This window comes from Pseudomonas sp. HLMP (genome assembly GCF_046365545.1).
GTDB classification, from domain to species: Bacteria; Pseudomonadota; Gammaproteobacteria; order Pseudomonadales; family Pseudomonadaceae; genus Aquipseudomonas; species Aquipseudomonas guariconensis_B.
In genome coordinates this window covers 4,188,704-4,203,824 of record NZ_JBDLLR010000001.1, presented here as the reverse complement: position 1 = coordinate 4,203,824, position 15,121 = coordinate 4,188,704, and the positions used below count along the sequence as shown (strand labels likewise).

General features: G+C 66.6%; 14 protein-coding genes. 5 read left to right on the top strand and 9 right to left on the bottom strand.

The features are described 5' to 3' along the window. Positions 1-66 precede the first annotated feature (66 nt). Positions 67-780, top strand: coding sequence for a methyl-accepting chemotaxis protein (locus ABFA30_RS19390; protein WP_410046056.1), 714 nt, complete (start codon positions 67-69; stop codon positions 778-780). 78 nt (positions 781-858) lie between these two features. Here ABFA30_RS19390 and ABFA30_RS19385 read toward each other — a convergent pair whose 3' ends face one another. Continuing rightward, positions 859-1,644 carry a TatD family hydrolase gene (locus ABFA30_RS19385; protein WP_410045807.1) on the bottom strand — a complete coding sequence of 262 codons (786 nt, stop codon included), beginning with the start codon at positions 1,642-1,644 and terminating at the stop codon, positions 859-861. A 2-nt stretch (positions 1,645-1,646) separates the two neighbouring features. Then, positions 1,647-2,642, bottom strand: a complete 996-nt coding sequence (cra, locus tag ABFA30_RS19380) for a catabolite repressor/activator (RefSeq protein WP_225788560.1) — start codon at positions 2,640-2,642, stop codon at positions 1,647-1,649. A gap of 288 nt (positions 2,643-2,930) precedes the next feature. On the opposite strand from cra, the gene ptsP reads away from it, so the two are divergent. From ptsP to ABFA30_RS19365, 3 genes are read left to right on the top strand one after another with little or no spacing between them, the layout of a single operon-like run. Beyond that, entirely contained in the window at positions 2,931-5,780 is a 2,850-nt protein-coding gene (ptsP, locus tag ABFA30_RS19375) for a phosphoenolpyruvate--protein phosphotransferase (RefSeq protein WP_410045806.1), read from the top strand. Position 5,781: 1 nt separating this feature from the next. Continuing rightward, positions 5,782-6,729, top strand: a complete 948-nt coding sequence (gene pfkB / locus ABFA30_RS19370; protein WP_253081397.1) for a 1-phosphofructokinase — start codon at positions 5,782-5,784, stop codon at positions 6,727-6,729. After that, entirely contained in the window at positions 6,726-8,453 is a 1,728-nt protein-coding gene (locus ABFA30_RS19365; protein WP_253081396.1) for a PTS fructose-like transporter subunit IIB, read from the top strand. The genes pfkB and ABFA30_RS19365 overlap by 4 nt, the downstream gene beginning before the upstream one ends. A 52-nt stretch (positions 8,454-8,505) precedes the next feature. On the opposite strand, the gene ABFA30_RS19360 is transcribed toward ABFA30_RS19365, so the two are convergent. Together ABFA30_RS19360 and ABFA30_RS19355 are read right to left on the bottom strand one after the other, a co-directional pair. Further along, a complete protein-coding gene (locus ABFA30_RS19360; protein WP_410045805.1) occupies positions 8,506-8,742 on the bottom strand; it encodes a DUF3820 family protein in 237 nt (78 codons plus the stop codon). Then, positions 8,739-8,876, bottom strand: a complete 138-nt coding sequence (locus tag ABFA30_RS19355) for a hypothetical protein (RefSeq protein WP_225788565.1) — start codon at positions 8,874-8,876, stop codon at positions 8,739-8,741. The genes ABFA30_RS19360 and ABFA30_RS19355 overlap by 4 nt, the downstream gene beginning before the upstream one ends. 66 nt (positions 8,877-8,942) lie before the next feature. Here ABFA30_RS19355 and ABFA30_RS19350 point away from each other — a divergent pair, with 66 nt between their 5' ends. Beyond that, positions 8,943-9,419 (top strand): ferritin-like domain-containing protein, encoded by a 477-nt coding sequence (locus ABFA30_RS19350; RefSeq protein WP_225788566.1) that lies wholly within the window; start codon positions 8,943-8,945, stop codon positions 9,417-9,419. Positions 9,420-9,487: 68 nt separating this feature from the next. Here ABFA30_RS19350 and ABFA30_RS19345 read toward each other — a convergent pair whose 3' ends face one another. From ABFA30_RS19345 to ABFA30_RS19325, 5 genes are all read right to left on the bottom strand, one after another. Beyond that, positions 9,488-10,990, bottom strand: coding sequence for a diguanylate cyclase domain-containing protein (locus tag ABFA30_RS19345; protein WP_410046055.1), 1,503 nt, complete (start codon positions 10,988-10,990; stop codon positions 9,488-9,490). Positions 10,991-11,170: 180 nt separating this feature from the next. Next, positions 11,171-12,499: an OprD family porin gene (locus tag ABFA30_RS19340; protein ID WP_253167680.1), complete on the bottom strand. Its 1,329-nt coding sequence runs from the start codon at positions 12,497-12,499 to the stop codon at positions 11,171-11,173. 205 nt (positions 12,500-12,704) lie between these two features. Next, positions 12,705-12,929, bottom strand: a complete 225-nt coding sequence (locus tag ABFA30_RS19335) for a hypothetical protein (protein WP_253167681.1) — start codon at positions 12,927-12,929, stop codon at positions 12,705-12,707. Between the two features lie 129 nt (positions 12,930-13,058). After that, positions 13,059-14,471: a heavy metal sensor histidine kinase gene (locus tag ABFA30_RS19330; RefSeq protein WP_225788569.1), complete on the bottom strand. Its 1,413-nt coding sequence runs from the start codon at positions 14,469-14,471 to the stop codon at positions 13,059-13,061. Then, on the bottom strand, positions 14,446-15,120 hold the full coding sequence (locus tag ABFA30_RS19325) for a heavy metal response regulator transcription factor (RefSeq protein WP_225788570.1): 675 nt from the start codon (positions 15,118-15,120) through the stop codon (positions 14,446-14,448). Before ABFA30_RS19325 ends, ABFA30_RS19330 begins: the two co-directional genes overlap by 26 nt. Position 15,121: the final 1 nt, after the last annotated feature.

The window sequence follows — 15,121 nt, the reverse complement described above, 5'->3', positions numbered from 1 at the left end:
GTCTCCGAGCGCAGCAACCAGGCGGTCAGCGGCCAGCGCGAGCAGATCGAACAGGTCGCCACGGCGATGAACCAGATGAGCGCCACGGCCCTGGAAGTCGCCCGCAGCGCGGCACTGGCCGCCGAAGGCGCGCAACAGGTCAATCGCGAGAGCGCCACAGGCCGTGGGCTGGTGGCCAGCCAGCAGGACAGCATCGCCCGCCTGGCCGGGGAGATCGACCAGACGGTGGTCGCGGTCAATCAACTGGCCAGCGACAGCCAGGCCATCGGGCGGGTGCTGGAGGTGATCCGCAGCATCGCCGAGCAGACCAACCTGCTGGCGCTCAACGCTGCCATCGAGGCGGCCCGGGCGGGCGAGCAGGGCAGGGGCTTTGCGGTGGTCGCCGACGAGGTACGCACCCTGGCCCGGCGCACCCAGGACTCCACCGAGGAGATCGCCCAGATGATCCAGCGCCTGCAGGCAGGTGTCGGCGCGGCGGTCGAGGCGATGGGCAGCAGCCACCAGATGGCGGCGGGCACGGTCGATGAAGCGCGTCAGGTGCAGCAGGCGTTGGGCAACATCCTCGGTGCGGTGGGCGGTATCGTCGAGCAGAACCAGCAGATCGCCGCGGCTGTCGAGCAGCAGACCGCGGTGGCCCACGATATCGACCAGAACATCGTGGCGATCAACCGCGCCGCCCAGGACACCACCGCCGGTGCTTGCCAGACCGAAGAAGCCAGCCGTGCATTGTCGGAGCAGGTGTTGGAGCTCAAGCGCCTGATCGGGGCGTTTCGCGTCTAGTTGTCTTGTCTGTACCGGCCCAATCGCCGGCTTGTCGGCGATTGGGCTGCAAAGCAGCCCAGGATTACAGAGTCCCGCTTAACTGAAAGACCAACCAAACAGCTCACAGGCATTGCGGCTGCTGGCTTCAGCCAGCCGTTCGGCTTCGATGCCGATCACGTCGGCCAGCGCCCCGGCAATCTCCGGCAGGTGCTCCGGGCTGTTGCGCATGCCGGGAAACATCGTCGGCGCCATGTCTGGTGCATCGGTCTCCAGCACGATGCTCTCGAGCGGCAACCGGGGCAGCGTCCTGCGCAGGCGCAGGGCCTGGGGCCAGGTGGCGGCCCCGCCAAGCCCGAGCCTGAAGCCCAGCTTGATGTACTCGCGGGCCTCCTCGTAGCTGCCGGCGAAGGCATGGATGATGCCGGCGCGTGCAGGCTTGTAGCGCTTGAGGGTGGCGATCACCTGGGCGTGGCTGCGGCGTACGTGCAGCAGGGCCGGCAGCTCGAAGTCGCAGGCCAGTTGTAGTTGGGCCTCGAACAGCGCCTGCTGGCGCGCCGTGTCCAGCTCTGGCAGGTAGTAGTCCAGGCCGAACTCGCCCACCGCGCACAGGCGCGGGTCGCCGCGCAGGCGTTCGAGCCAGTCGCGCAACTGCGCCAGGTGTTCGGGGCGATGCTGCTCCAGGTACACCGGGTGCAAGCCGAGTGCCGCATGCAGGTTGCCGTGCGCGCAGGCCAGGTCCCACACCCGCTGCCAGTTGGCCTGGTACACCCCCAGCACCACCAGGCGCTCTACCCCGCGTGCCGCCGCGTTGGCCAGCAGGCGCTCGCGGTCGGCGTCGAAGTCGGGGAAGTCCAGGTGGGTGTGGGTGTCGATCAGGCGCATGCTCAGCCTGCCGTGATGCGTTGCTTGAAGGTGCGGGCCACGGCATGCACGCCCGGCTCGTAGCGTTTGTGCTCGATCGCCGCCAGGGCCAGCTCCAGGGCGGTGGCGGCGATCAGGCCGTGTTGCTGGGCCATGGCGTTGACCGGCAGTGGCAGGAAATCGAGCAACTGGTTGTCGCCGAAGGTACCCAACTGTAATTGGCGCGAATCGACCGGGCGTGTCTGCAGCGTGTCGAACACCCCTTGCAGCAGCACATAGGAGGTGGTCACCAGAGCATCCGGCAGACCGCCCAGCTCTTCGATCAGTTGCTGCATCAGGCGCTGCCCGCACTCACGGCTGAAAGCCTCGCCCTGGTAGCGCCGCACGTCGCCGTCGAACGCCTGCAAGGCCTCGTCGAAGCCGCCGGCACGGGCCTGGCTGACCGACAGTTCCGGGCGCGCGCCGATCAGCGCGATGCTGCGTGGGCGGGTGGCCAGCAGGCTCTGGGCCAACTGACGGCTGGCATCGCGGTCGTCGCTGATCACCGAGCAAAAGTGCGCCGGGTCCAGGCGACGGTCGATGGCGATCACCGGCAGGCCCTTGTCCTGCAGTTCGCGGTAGCTGTCGTCCTCTGGCGGCAAGCAGCTGGCGACGAACAGCGCATCGCAGCGGCGGGCGCGGAACAACTGCTGCAACTGGTGCTCGCTGTCAGGCTGGTCGTCGCTGCTGGCGATCAGCAACTGGTAGCCACGGGCGCGGGCACCCTGTTCCAGTTGCTTGGCGATACGGGCGTAGCTGGGATTCTCCAGATCCGGGAGAATGAAGCCCAGGGTACGGGTGTGCCGGCTGCGCAGGCCGGCGGCCTGGGGGTTGGGCGTGAAGCCATGGGCCTCGACCACCGCGCGCACGCGCTCGACGGTGCTGTTGCTGATGCGCTGCTGTTCGGCCTTGCCATTGATGACGTAGCTGGCGGTGGTCACGGACACACCGGCCAGACGGGCGATATCGCTGAGTTTCACCGAATTTTCCTTGTTATTACCAGGGCTGGCTGCGAAGCCTGGCTGGGTAGTTTCCCCGAAGGCCAGGCCCGGGCGCAGACGACCATTGTCGCAATTGTCCGACAGAATGGGGCTTTTTCGTCAGGAGATTATCGAGTAACGTGGCCACCTGGTCAGATTAAACGTTTCAGCAGGCGTATTCACTGCCGTCGTCAGCGCCTGCCTTCGTGGGGTTGCCCGCGATGATCGTTTGCGTGGATTGCACAACAATACCTCAGTCCCCGAATGGGGCTGCAAAAGGAGAAGGTCATGCTGGAGCTCGCCAAGGAGCAGATAGCCATGGGCCAGGTAGCTGCCGACAAGGCCGAGGCATTGCGCCTGCTGGCCGAGCGGCTGGTTGCCGATGGCCTGGTCGCCGAAGGTTACCTGGAAGGGCTATGCGCCCGCGAGGCCCAAGGCTCCACGTTTCTTGGCCAGGGCATCGCCATCCCCCATGGAACGCCACAGACCCGTGACCAGGTGTTCGCCACCGGCGTGCGCCTGTTGCAGTTTCCCGAGGGGGTCGATTGGGGCGACGGCCAGATCGTCTACCTGGCCATCGGCATCGCTGCCCGCTCCGACGAGCACCTGCGCCTGCTGCAACTGCTGACCCGTGCCCTGGGTGAAACCGACCTGGCCGAGGCCTTGCGCCGGGCGAGCTCCGCCGAGGCGCTACTCAAGCTGTTGCAGGGCGCGCCCCAGGAGCTGGCGTTGGATGCGCAACTGGTGGGCCTGAACCTGCCCGCCGAGGACTTCGACGAGCTGGCCTGGCGCGGCTCGCGCCTGCTGCAACGCGCCGGCTGCGTCGATGCGGGCTTTGCCAGCCAGTTGCAACAGGCCGAACCCTTGCCGCTGGGCGAGGGTTTGTGGTGGTTGCACAGCGAGCGGCAGGTGCGTCGGCCGGGCCTGTCGTTCGTCACCCCGCAGCAACCGTTGCGCTACCGCGACCAGCCGCTCAACGGCCTGTTCTGCCTGGCCAGCCTCGGTGCCGCCCACCAGGCCCTGCTCGAACGCTTGTGCGAAGTCCTGATCGAAGGCCGTGGGCAGATGCTCTACCAGGCCACCAGCAGCCGTGCCGTGCTCGAAGTGCTAGGGGGCGAGGTGCCGGCCGACTGGCCGAGCGTGCGGATCGTGCTGGCCAACCCCCACGGCCTGCATGCCCGACCGGCCAAGGTGCTGGCGCAGCTGGCCAAGGGCTTCGACGGCGAGATCCGTGTGCGCCTGCTGGATAGTGCGCAGCCGGCGGTGTCGGTCAAGAGCCTGAGCAAGCTGCTTGGCCTCGGCGCTCGGCGTGGCCAGGTGCTGGAGCTGATCGCCGAGCCGAGCGTCGCCGAGGATGCCTTGCCGGTGTTGCAGGCGGCCATCGAAGAGGGGCTGGGCGAGGCGGTGGACCCCCTGCCGGAGGTCGCCCAGCCGGTCGCCGCCCCGGTCGAGGTGTTGCAGGTGCCGCCGGCTGGCAGCCAGGTCCTGGGTGTCGGCGCTGCGCCGGGCATCGCCAGTGGCCCGGCCCATGTACATGTCGAGCGAGAGATCGACTACCCCCTGCGTGGCGAATCCACGCCCCAGGAACGCCTGAAGCTGCGTCGTGCCCTGGAGGCGGTGAACGCGCAATTGCAGGCCCTGGTGCAACGCAGCGACAAAGCGATCGGCGAAATCTTCGTTACCCACCAGGAAATGCTCGCCGACCCGGCCCTGGGCGACGAGGTCGAGCTGCGCCTGGCCCAGGGCGAGAGCGCCGCGGCGGCCTGGATGGCGGTGATCGAGGCGGCGGCGCGTCAGCAGGAGGCATTGCACGATGCCTTGCTCGCCGAGCGCGCTGCCGACCTGCGCGACATTGGCCGCCGGGTCCTGGCGCAACTGTGTGGTGTGCAGGACGTGCCCGAGCCCGAACAACCCTATGTGCTGGTGATGGCCGAGGTTGGCCCGTCCGATGTGGCCCGCCTCGACCCGGCGCGGGTGGCCGGTATCGTGACCGCCCATGGCGGTGCCACCGCCCACAGCGCCATCGTCGCCCGTGCCCTGGGTATTCCGGCGGTGGTCGGTGCGGGGGAGGCGATCCTGCTGCTCGAGCCTGGCACGCCGTTGCTGCTCGATGGGCAGCGCGGCCGGCTCGTCGTCGCCCCGGCGGCGGATGAGTTGCAACGAGCCCTGGCCGAGCGCGATCTGCGCGAGCAGCGCCTGCAGGCCGCCTGGGCCAATCGCCACGAACCGGCGGTGACCCGCGACGGCCATGCTGTCGAGGTGTTCGCCAACATCGGTGAAAGCCGTGGCATCGACCGGGTGGTGGAGCAGGGCGCCGAAGGCATTGGCCTGCTGCGTACCGAACTGATTTTCATGGCCCATCCCCAGGCGCCGGACGTGGCCACCCAGGAGGCCGAATACCGCCGCGTGCTCGACGGCTTGGACGGGCGCCCGTTGGTGGTGCGCACCCTCGACGTGGGCGGCGACAAGCCCTTGCCCTACTGGCCGATCGCCCCGGAGGAAAACCCCTTCCTCGGCGTGCGTGGTGTGCGCCTGACCTTGCAGCGCCCACAGGTGATGGAGGATCAGTTGCGGGCCTTGCTGCGGGCAGCGGGTGAGCGGCCCTTGCGCATCATGTTCCCGATGGTCGGGCAGGTTCACGAATGGCGTGAGGCCAAGGCCATGGTCGAGCGCTTGCGCCAGGAACTGCCGGTCGCCGACCTGCAACTGGGCATCATGGTCGAGGTGCCCTCGGCTGCCTTGCTGGCGCCGCAGTTGGCACGCGAGGTGGATTTCTTCAGCATCGGCACCAACGACCTGACCCAGTACACCCTGGCCATCGACCGCGGCCATCCGAGCCTTTCGGCCCAGGCCGATGGCCTGCACCCGGCGGTGCTGCGGCTGATCGACATGACCGTGCGCGCCGCCCATGCCGAGGGCAAGTGGGTCGGTGTCTGCGGCGAACTGGCCGCCGACCCGCAGGCGGTCGCCGTGCTGCTCGGGCTGGACGTGGACGAGCTCAGCGTCGCCGCTCGCAGCGTCGCCGAAGTCAAGGCATTGGTGCGCCAGGCCGATCACCAGACGGCCCGCGCCCTGGCGCACGAGGCTTTGCAACAAGACAGCGCCGCGGCGGTCCGGGCGCTGGTGGAGCGTTATTGAAATGGCCAAGATCCTCACCCTGACCCTCAACCCGGCGCTGGACATCACCGTCAGCCTGGATGCCCTGCGCCCAGGGCACGTCAACCGTAGCCAGGCCCAGCACAGCCATGCTGCCGGCAAGGGCCTGAACGTCGCCCAGGTACTGGCCGACCTGGGGCACAGTGTCACCGTCGGCGGCTTCCTCGGGCGTGACAACCTGCAGCCGTTCGATGCACTGATCGCCCGGCGCGGTTTTACCGACTGCTTCGTCCGCGTAGTGGGCGAGACCCGCAGCAACATCAAGCTGGTGGAGGCCGATGGCCGGGTCACCGATATCAATGGCCAGGGGCCGGACGTCGGCGAGGTCGCCCGGACTGCGTTGTTGCGCCGCCTGGAGAAGATCGCGCCGGGGCATGACGCGGTGGTGGTGGCCGGCAGCCTGCCTCGCGGCATCGATCCGCAGTGGTTCGGCCAGTTGCTGCTGCAATTGCAGGCCCAGGGCCTGAAGGTCGCCCTGGACAGCAGCGGCGAGGCCTTGCGTGTTGGCCTGCGGACGGCGCCGTGGCTGGTCAAGCCGAACACCGAGGAGCTGGGCGAGGTGCTTGGCGTTGCCGTGCACAGCCCGGCCGAGCAGCGTGCCGCCGCCGAGCGCCTGCTGGCGACCGGCGTGCAGCATGTGGTGGTGTCCCAGGGCGAGCAGGGCGTGAGCTGGTTCGCCAAGGGCCTGGCCTTGCATGGGCGACCGCCGCAGGTGCAGGTGGCGAGTACCGTGGGTGCCGGTGACTCGCTGGTGGCTGGCATGGTCCATGGCCTGCTGCTGGGCGAGGCGCCTGCGCAGACCCTGCGCCGCGCCACTGCCATCGCTGCCCAGGCGGTGACCCAGGTCGGCTTCGGCCTCTGTGATCGCGAGCAACTGGCCCACCTGGAGGCCGCCGTGCAACTGACAGAACGACAAGAGGGTTGCCGATGAACATCGCCATCGTCACCGCCTGCCCCAACGGCCAGGTGTCCAGCGTGCTGAGCGCACGCCTGCTGGCGGCCGCCGCGCAGCGACGGGGCTGGAGCACCAGCGTCGAGGTGCAGGCCGACGAACAGCCCGAACGCCGCCTGACGAGCGCGCAGATCGCCGAGGCCGACTGGGTGCTGGTGGTCAGCACCGGCCCGGTGGACCTGGCTCGTTTCGTCGGCAAGCGCCTGTACCAGAGCACCCCGGCCCAGGCCCTGGCCGACCGGGAAGGTTTTCTCGACGAGGCCGCCGCCAAGGCCCAGGTGCAGGAAGCCGTGGGCGCCGTCGAAGCGCCGCAGCCCAACGCGCAGCCGAGGATCGTCGCGGTCACCGCCTGCCCGACGGGCGTGGCCCACACTTTCATGGCCGCCGAGGCCCTGCAGCAGGCGGCCCAAGAGCTGGGCTACCTGCTCACCGTGGAAACCCAGGGTTCGGTCGGGGCGCGCAATCCGCTGCCGGCCGAGGCCATCGCGGCCGCCGACGTGGTGCTGCTGGCCGCCGACATCGAGGTGCCCACCGCGCGTTTCGCCGGCAAGCGCATCTACCGCTGCGGCACCGGCGTCGCGCTCAAGCAGGCGCGCGGCATCCTCGACAAGGCGTTGGCCGAAGGCAAGGTGGAGAACGCCGGTGACGCCACCGGCGAGGCGCCCAAGGCGTCTGAAAAGAGCGGTGTCTACAAGCACCTGCTCACCGGCGTGTCGTTCATGTTGCCGATGGTGGTGGCGGGTGGCCTGCTGATCGCCCTGTCGTTCGTCTTCGGCATCGAGGCCTACAAGGAGCCCGGTACCTTGCCAGCGGCGCTGATGCAGATCGGCGGCGAGGCCGCGTTCAAGCTGATGGTGCCGTTGCTGGCCGGCTATATCGCCTGGTCCATCGCCGACAGGCCGGGGCTGGCGCCTGGCATGATCGGTGGCCTGTTGGCCAGCACCCTGGGCGCAGGGTTCATAGGTGGCATCATCGCCGGCTTTCTCGCCGGCTACAGCGCCAAGGCCATCAGCCGCTGGGCGCGCCTGCCGAGCAGCCTCGATGCGCTCAAGCCGATCCTGATCATTCCGCTGCTGGCCAGCCTGTTCACCGGCCTGGTGATGATCTATGTGGTCGGCCAGCCGGTGGCGGCGATGCTCGAGGGGTTGACGCAGTTTCTCGACAGCATGGGCACCACCAACGCCATTCTCCTGGGGTTGCTGCTCGGTGGGATGATGTGCGTCGACCTGGGCGGGCCGATCAACAAGGCGGCCTATGCCTTCTCGGTGGGGCTGCTGGCTTCGTCCAGCTATGCGCCGATGGCGGCCACCATGGCCGCTGGCATGGTGCCGCCGATCGGCCTGGGCATCGCCAGCTTCCTGGCCCGGCGCAAGTTCGCCCAGGGTGAGCGCGAGGCGGGCAAGGCGGCGTTGGTGCTGGGCTTGTGCTTCATTTCCGAAGGGGCGATCCCCTTCGCCGCCAAGGACCCGTTGCGGGTGATCCCGGCGAGCATCGCCGGTGGCGCGCTGACCGGGGCGCTGTCGATGTACTTCGGCTGCAAGCTGATGGCGCCCCATGGCGGGCTGTTCGTGCTGCTGATCCCCAATGCGATCAACCATGCGCTGCTGTACCTGCTGGCGATCCTGGCGGGCAGCTTGTTGACGGCGGTGGTGTATGCGCTGATCAAGAAGGGCGAGCGGGTGGAGTTGGCGGTGGCGTCCTAGCGGGGGGATGAGCCGCAAGCTGCAAGTTGCAAGAGGCGCTGGGGCTGGCTTCTTATGGTTTGCGGCTTGTGGCTTGCAACTGGGATCGCAATGGCGTCAGCAACTCGCCCAATCCGTTGTGATCGATTTCGTACATCAAGGCCAGCAAGCTGCCCAACTCACCGGATGGGAAGCCCTTGCGGGCGAACCAGGCCAGGTAGTCGCCTGGCAGGTCGGCGATCAGGCGGCCCTGGTACTTGCCGAAGGGCATGGTGCGGGTGAGCAGTCGTTGCAGGGATTCGGGATTCATGGGCGGGCCTGGCGGGTGAAAGGCTCCGACCATACTGCAATCTGCACGAAGCCCCAAGCGGCGATCATGCAGAACGCCTCGTTCGGTCTTTCCTTGCCTTTGGCTATCTGATTGATTTTGGATGGTTTTTTCATGGGGTTTGGCTTGGCACGAAGGCTGCTCCAACCTTGGTGACTATCACCTGCCAAGGAGTTTGTGCCATGAGCAATCCGAACAAAGACGTGATCGACGTGCTCAACGACCTGATCGAATACAGCAAGGACGGCGAGAAGGGGTTCAAGGAGTCGGCCGATGATGTCAAGAATGCCGAGCTGAAGGCCTTTTTCGTCCAGCGGGCCGGGGAGTGCGCCAATGCCGCCGCCGAGCTGCAGGGCGAGGTGCGTCGCCTGGGTGGCGATCCGGAAACCTCCACCAGCCTCAGCGGCGACCTGCACCGGGGCTGGGTCAACTTCAAGTCGATGCTGACCGGCAAGAGCGAGGAGGCGGTGCTCAACGAGGTCGAGCGTGGCGAGGACTTCGCCCTGAAGGCCTACAAGGACGCCCGTGAGAAGCTGGTCAAGCTCGGCCGTACCGCCAGCGACGAGACCTATGCCCTGGTGGAGAGGCAGTTGCAGGGCGTGCAACGCAACCATGACCAGGTCAAGGCTCTGCGTGATGCTGCGCGTGCACGCTCCTAAGGCCAGTCCAGCGGTGAATCGATGGGGCTGCTACGCAGCATTTGCCAGCCCAACGGTGTACGAAAGGCCTAGGTCTGCTCCAGTGGGCCCTCCACCCGGTTGCGGCCATTGGCCTTGGCCCGGTAGAGGGCTTCGTCCGCCGTGCCCAGCAGGCCTGCCAGGTCTTGCTGGGTACCGGGGGTATAGAGGCCGATGCCGATGCTGACGGTCACTGGCCGGGCATCACTGTCGAAGGACGGCATTTGCTGGACGCTGGCGCGGATGCGTTCGGCCAGCAGGCGGGCGCCGGACAGTTCGGTTTCCGGTAGCACCACTTGGAATTCCTCGCCGCCGTAGCGTGCCGCCAGGTCCGCGGGACGGCGGATGCAGCGCTCTATGGTTCGGGCCACCTCGCGCAAGGCATGGTCGCCGCCGGCGTGGCCATGGCGCTGGTTGTACGCCTTGAAATGATCCACATCCACCATGAGGATCGCCAGCGGCTGGCGATTGCGCTGGGCGCGTGCCCATTCCTGGCGCAGCACCTGGTCCAGTTGCCGGCGGTTGGCCAGGCCCGTGAGGCTGTCGGTGGCGGCCAGGGCCGCGAGGCCTTGCTCGGCGTCGTGGCGGCGGCGCAATTCGCGGGCCAGCAGCAGGGTCAGCCAGAGGATGCCGATGCACAGGATGCCGGTCGCCACGCTGACCAGGGCTGCCGTGCGCCGCCACGACTGGAAGACCTCGTCGGTGGAATGCGCCACCAGGACGATGAGCGGCAGGTCGCCCACCCGGGCGAAGGTGTACATGCGCTGGGCGCCGGAAGCCCCGGAAGGGGCCGTGAAGCTGCCGCTGTGTTCGCTGAGGATGCGCTGGAAGTTCGCACGTGCGCTGAAATCGCTGCCGATCAGCGGGGCCTGCGGGCGGCTGGGTTGGCGCGCCAATAGCTGGCCATCGGTATTGAACAGGTTGATGCTGCTGTCGGTGCCGATGTCCAGGCGCTCGAACAGCTGGCTGAAATAGGACAACCGCAGCACCCCCATGGCCAACCCGGCGAATTCGCCATCGGTCCTGGAGATACGCCGGCTGAAGCTGATGCACCAGTCGAGGTTGCCCCAGCGGGCCTGGAAGGGCGGGTTGATGAACAGGCCCAGGCCTGGGTTGTCGCGATGGGCCTGGAAGGCTACGGAGTCGGCGAGGCTGGCCTGGCGTGGCACCACGTTGAGCGAATCACCGCGCACCTCGCCCTTGGCGTCGAGCCAGAGGATGTTCCCGCGCACCGGCGCGGCGAAGGTCTGGTTGAACAGGATCTGTTGGCGTAGCTGCGAGCGTACCTGCAGCAGGTCGGGGTGCTGTACCGCCCAGATCAGCCTGCGCAGGGACTGGTCGTAGAGTTCGACGTTGCGCAGGATATCGCTCTCGATGAGTTGGACGATGTTGCTCGAGGAGCGCTTGGCCGATTGCTCGACGCTGTCCCGCTCGCGGGCCAGCAGATAGCTGACGATGGCGACGATGGCGAGCACGGCCAGGCAGCTGCCCAGGTTGAGGATCAGCTCGGGCTGCGATCTGGACAGGGAGGAACGCGGTGATCGAGTAGGCAACGTCATGCTCGCTACTGCATAAGCCCCTCTGTCCGTGAGGGTAGGGCTATTACGCGGCGGCCTCATTCTAGGCAAGCGGCAATGGCCGGACAAGAGCTAGCGCGGCTGTCCGACGGAATGAGCGGGTTGACGTGGTGTGGGGCTGCGAAACAGCCCCAAAAGCCGCTGAGCGTCAGCCGGTCAGAACACGTTCAGTGGGTAGTCGACGATCACCCGGTACTCGTCCATGTCACGGTCCACCGAGGAATAGCCCTGGCTGCCACGGTGGCTGGCATAGCGCAGCAGCACCGAAAGGTCCTTGAGGCTGCCTTCCTGGAACACGTACTGCACGTCCAGGTCACGTTCCCAATGCATGGCGTTCTTGCCGTCGGGATTGTAGTAGTCGTAATGGCGGTTGCCCGGGGCGGGCTTGGTCAGGTCCAACTCACCGCGCGAATACGACAGCGACGAACTCAGGCCCGGGATACCCAGGCCGGCGAAGTCATAGTCGTACTGCAGCTTCCACGAACGCTCGTTGGGGCCGTTGAAGTCCGAGTACATGCGCGAGTTGTCCAGGTACACGCTATCGCCCAGGTTGATGTAGTCGAACGGCGTGTCGCCATTGACCCGCTGGTAGGCGGCGGTGACGCTGTGGTACCCGGCATTGACGGTGAAGTGCACGCTGTAGGTGTTGTTGTCGATGTCGCCGAGCAGCGCCTGGCCGGTGTCCTGGGTGTGGTAGAAGTGCAGGCCCGGATTGAAGCTGACGAGGTCGTTGACCACGTAGGTGTAGTCGAAGTCGAAGTAGTACTGGTTCCAGATGTCCTTCAGCTCGGCGGCATACAGGTTGCTGGTGATGCTCTCGCTGCCGCTCCAGGACGCACCGGCCCAGGTCAGGTGCTGGCTCTTGGTGCCATCGTCGAGCGTGCCGTAGTAGGTGTCGATACGGCGGTGGCCGCTCTGGTTGTACGGCTTGGTGAAGCTGACCTGGCCACCTTCGAGCAGCAGGCCGTCGATGCTGGTGTTGGTCAGGCTCACGCCACGGAAGGTCTGCGGCAGCATGCGCGTCTCGCCACCGGCGATCACCGGGTTGGTGAGGAACAGGTCACCGGCCTTGAGTTCGGTGTCGAAGGCCTTGAACTTGACGGCGGCGCCGGCGGTGGAGAACGAGTGCGGCGCGGCGCCCAGCTCACCGTCGTCCTCGATGTGCTCCGGCAGGAGGCTGGTGCCGGCATGCCCGCCGCCACCATCGAGCTTCAGGCCGAGCATGGCGTGGGCATCGAGGCCAAAGCCGATCACGCCCGGGGTATAGCCGGACTCGAAGCGGGCGACGAAGCCCTGCCCCCATTCACGGTTGTCGTTGTGGCCGCGGTCCAGCTGGTTGCGGTGGAAGTAGGCGTTGCGAAAATGCAGGTTCAGGGACGCGCCTTCGATGAAGCCCTCAGCCTTGTCTTCATCGGCCTGTGCGGCAAACGGCATCGTTGCGGCCAATGCAACGAACAACGGGGTGAAACGAAACGCGGAAGACACCGGTACAAGCTCCTTTGGTCTGGCGGTGGGGCAGTTTTTATTGTCGGGTTTACAACTTTCTTATGAAGTACGTAACAGCCTGGCTGAGAGTTTCGAACACATAAAAAAAGCCGCTGATCGGCAGCGGCTTTGAAAGGCTAACATATCGACACGGGCAATGCCCATGGAGTAGCCAAGGGAAAAAGGAGAGCGTTCGAAGTGCCGATCAGCTATCGGCATTATCGTCGGTAACGGCCTTGGATGCGGTCTGTTGTGCGTCTTTCACGCTGTCGGACTTCTGCGCGGCATAGGCTTCGCGGGCTTGTTGGTGAACAGCGGAAAGTGCGGCGTTACGGGCAACGAAGGCCGGCGATTCTTCGGCCATGGCCAGGGGCGACAACAACAGGGAAGACAGGACGAAAACGCTGGCAACACCCATACTGTTGGACATTTGGAACAACCTTCTTGCGGGGCAAGTGCTAATTGAGACAGGCGTAAGTTAGCCCCGTCGACGCCCTGGAAACAGAGCGAAGTTGGATAAGCACCGTTGCGTAAAAGGTAATGATCGAGTGGCCAACGTTCAGGCTTTTGTCGCAAACCCGCGCAGTTGAGCGCTCGGCAGGCGGATACCGAAGGTGTTGGCCCCCCCTTTGCTGTGCACGAAGACCTCGCCACCATGCATCAGGGCGATGGCCTTGACGATCGCCAGGCCCAGGCCATGGTTGCCGCCGCCACTGTTGCTGCGGGCGGCATCGACCCGGTAGAAGCGCTCGAACAGCAGCGGCAGGTGTTCCTCGGCGATGGCTGGGCCCGGGTTGCTCACGGCGATGCTGACCTGCTCGTTGCCGGCCTCGATGCGTACATCGATCACCTGGTGGGGCGCAGTGTGCTGCACGGCGTTGTTCAGCAGGTTGATCAGCGCCCGGCGCAGGTGGGCCTTCTCGATCGGTGCCTGGGCATCGCCGCTGACTGTGACGCTGACGTGGGCGTCTTCGAGGATGTAGTCCAGATAATCGAGGGTCGTGGCCACTTCCTCGGCCAGCGAGGCCTGGGTCAGGGCGGTGACCTTGCTGCCCTGGTCGGCGCTGGCCAGGAACAGCATGTCGTTGATGATGCTGCGCAGGCGTTCGAGCTCCTCGAGGTTCGATTGCAGCACCTCGAAATAATGCTCGGCGCTGCGCCCGCGGGTCAGGGCTACCTGGGTCTGGCCGATCAGGTTGGTCAGCGGCGAGCGCAGCTCATGGGCGACGTCGGCGTTGAACGCCTCCAGCCGCGAGTACGCCAGGCTGACCCGGTCCAGCGCGGCGTTGAAGGCGTCGGCGAACTGCGCCAGCTCCGGGGCCAGGTCCTGGGTCCGCAGGCGTCCGTCCAGGTGCGGCGGGGCCAGCGCCTGGGCCTCGGTCGACAGGGCCTGCAGTGGCTTGAGGCCGATGCGCGCGACCCAGTAGCTGAGCAGCGAGGCCAGCAGCACGCCGAGCGCGGCGAGGCCGACGATGGCCACCAGCAGGCTGTGCTGGGCCTGCCAGAAGGTCTCGGTGTCGATACCGATGAGAAAGCGCAGCGGCGGGCGTTCGCCAAGGGCTGGCAGTTCGCTGACCAGCACCTTGTATGGATACGGATGCTCGGCCAGGCGCAAATCGCGCATGCCCTGCGGGCCTGCGGCGAAGCGACGGATCGCCTCGTCCGGTTGGCCGTACTCGTAGGCCGGGTCGCCGCTGACCACCCAGAAGCGGATACGCCGGTCTTCCTCGCCGAGCAGGTTGAGCTTGTTATGGATCTTGGCCCAGTGTTCCGGTGTGCCGTAGCGGTTGAGGGTGGACTCCAGCACGCTGAAGCGCGCGTCCAGTTCGGCTGCCGGCAGCAGGTCGAGGCTGCGGTCGACTTGGCGGTACAGGGCGCTGCCGATCAGCACGAACACCCCCAGGGCGACCAGGGTGAACAGCGCCGACAGGCGCAGGGCGATGGAGTTACCCCGCACGGTTTTCCAGGACATAGCCCATGCCTCGGATGGTGTGCAGCAGCTTGTTGTCGAAGGGCCCGTCGAGCTTGGCGCGCAGGCGCTTGATGGCCACCTCGACGACATTGGCGTCACTGTCGAAGTTGATGTCCCAGACCAGCTCGGCGATGGCGGTCTTGGACAGGATCTGGCCCTGCCGGCGAGCCAGCACGCTGAGCAGGGAGAACTCCTTGGCGGTCAGCTCCAGGCGCTGGCCGGCGCGGCTGGCCTTGCGGCTGAGCAGGTCGATCCACAGGTCGCCGACCTGGATCTGCAGCGGCTCGTGGCTGGTGCTGCGACGGGTCAGGGCCTGCAGCCGGGCGACCAGTTCGAGGAAGGAGAACGGCTTGCCCAAATAGTCGTCGGCGCCTTCGCGCAGGCCATGGATACGGTCCTCGACCCGCTCGCGGGCGGTGAGCATGATCACCGGCGTCTGCTTGCGCGCACGCAGGGCACGCAGCACCCCGTAGCCATCCAGCCCGGGGAGCATGACATCGAGCACGATCACCGCGTAGTCGCCTTCCAGGGCCAGGTGCAGGCCGTCGATGCCGTCACGGGCCAGGTCGACGGTGAAGCCCTGTTCGCTCAGGCCGCGATGCAGGTAGTCGGCGGTTTTCTCTTCGTCTTCGATGATCAGCACACGCATG

Bases quoted from the DNA above. Each gene is read 5' to 3' on its own strand.
- ABFA30_RS19360 (WP_410045805.1), bottom strand. From the start codon at position 8,742: ATGAATCCCGAATCCCTGCAACGACTGCTCACCCGCACCATGCCCTTC.
- ABFA30_RS19355 (WP_225788565.1), bottom strand. From the start codon at position 8,876: ATGAAAAAACCATCCAAAATCAATCAGATAGCCAAAGGCAAGGAAAGA.
- ABFA30_RS19325 (WP_225788570.1), bottom strand. From the start codon at position 15,120: ATGCGTGTGCTGATCATCGAAGACGAAGAGAAAACCGCCGACTACCTG.
- ABFA30_RS19365 (WP_253081396.1), top strand. From the start codon at position 6,726: ATGAACATCGCCATCGTCACCGCCTGCCCCAACGGCCAGGTGTCCAGC.
- ABFA30_RS19385 (WP_410045807.1), bottom strand. From the start codon at position 1,644: ATGCGCCTGATCGACACCCACACCCACCTGGACTTCCCCGACTTCGAC.
- ABFA30_RS19335 (WP_253167681.1), bottom strand. From the start codon at position 12,929: ATGTCCAACAGTATGGGTGTTGCCAGCGTTTTCGTCCTGTCTTCCCTG.
- ABFA30_RS19350 (WP_225788566.1), top strand. From the start codon at position 8,943: ATGAGCAATCCGAACAAAGACGTGATCGACGTGCTCAACGACCTGATC.
- ABFA30_RS19330 (WP_225788569.1), bottom strand. From the start codon at position 14,471: ATGTCCTGGAAAACCGTGCGGGGTAACTCCATCGCCCTGCGCCTGTCG.
- pfkB (WP_253081397.1), top strand. From the start codon at position 5,782: ATGGCCAAGATCCTCACCCTGACCCTCAACCCGGCGCTGGACATCACC.
- ptsP (WP_410045806.1), top strand. From the start codon at position 2,931: ATGCTGGAGCTCGCCAAGGAGCAGATAGCCATGGGCCAGGTAGCTGCC.
- ABFA30_RS19390 (WP_410046056.1), top strand. From the start codon at position 67: ATGAACCAGATGAGCGCCACGGCCCTGGAAGTCGCCCGCAGCGCGGCA.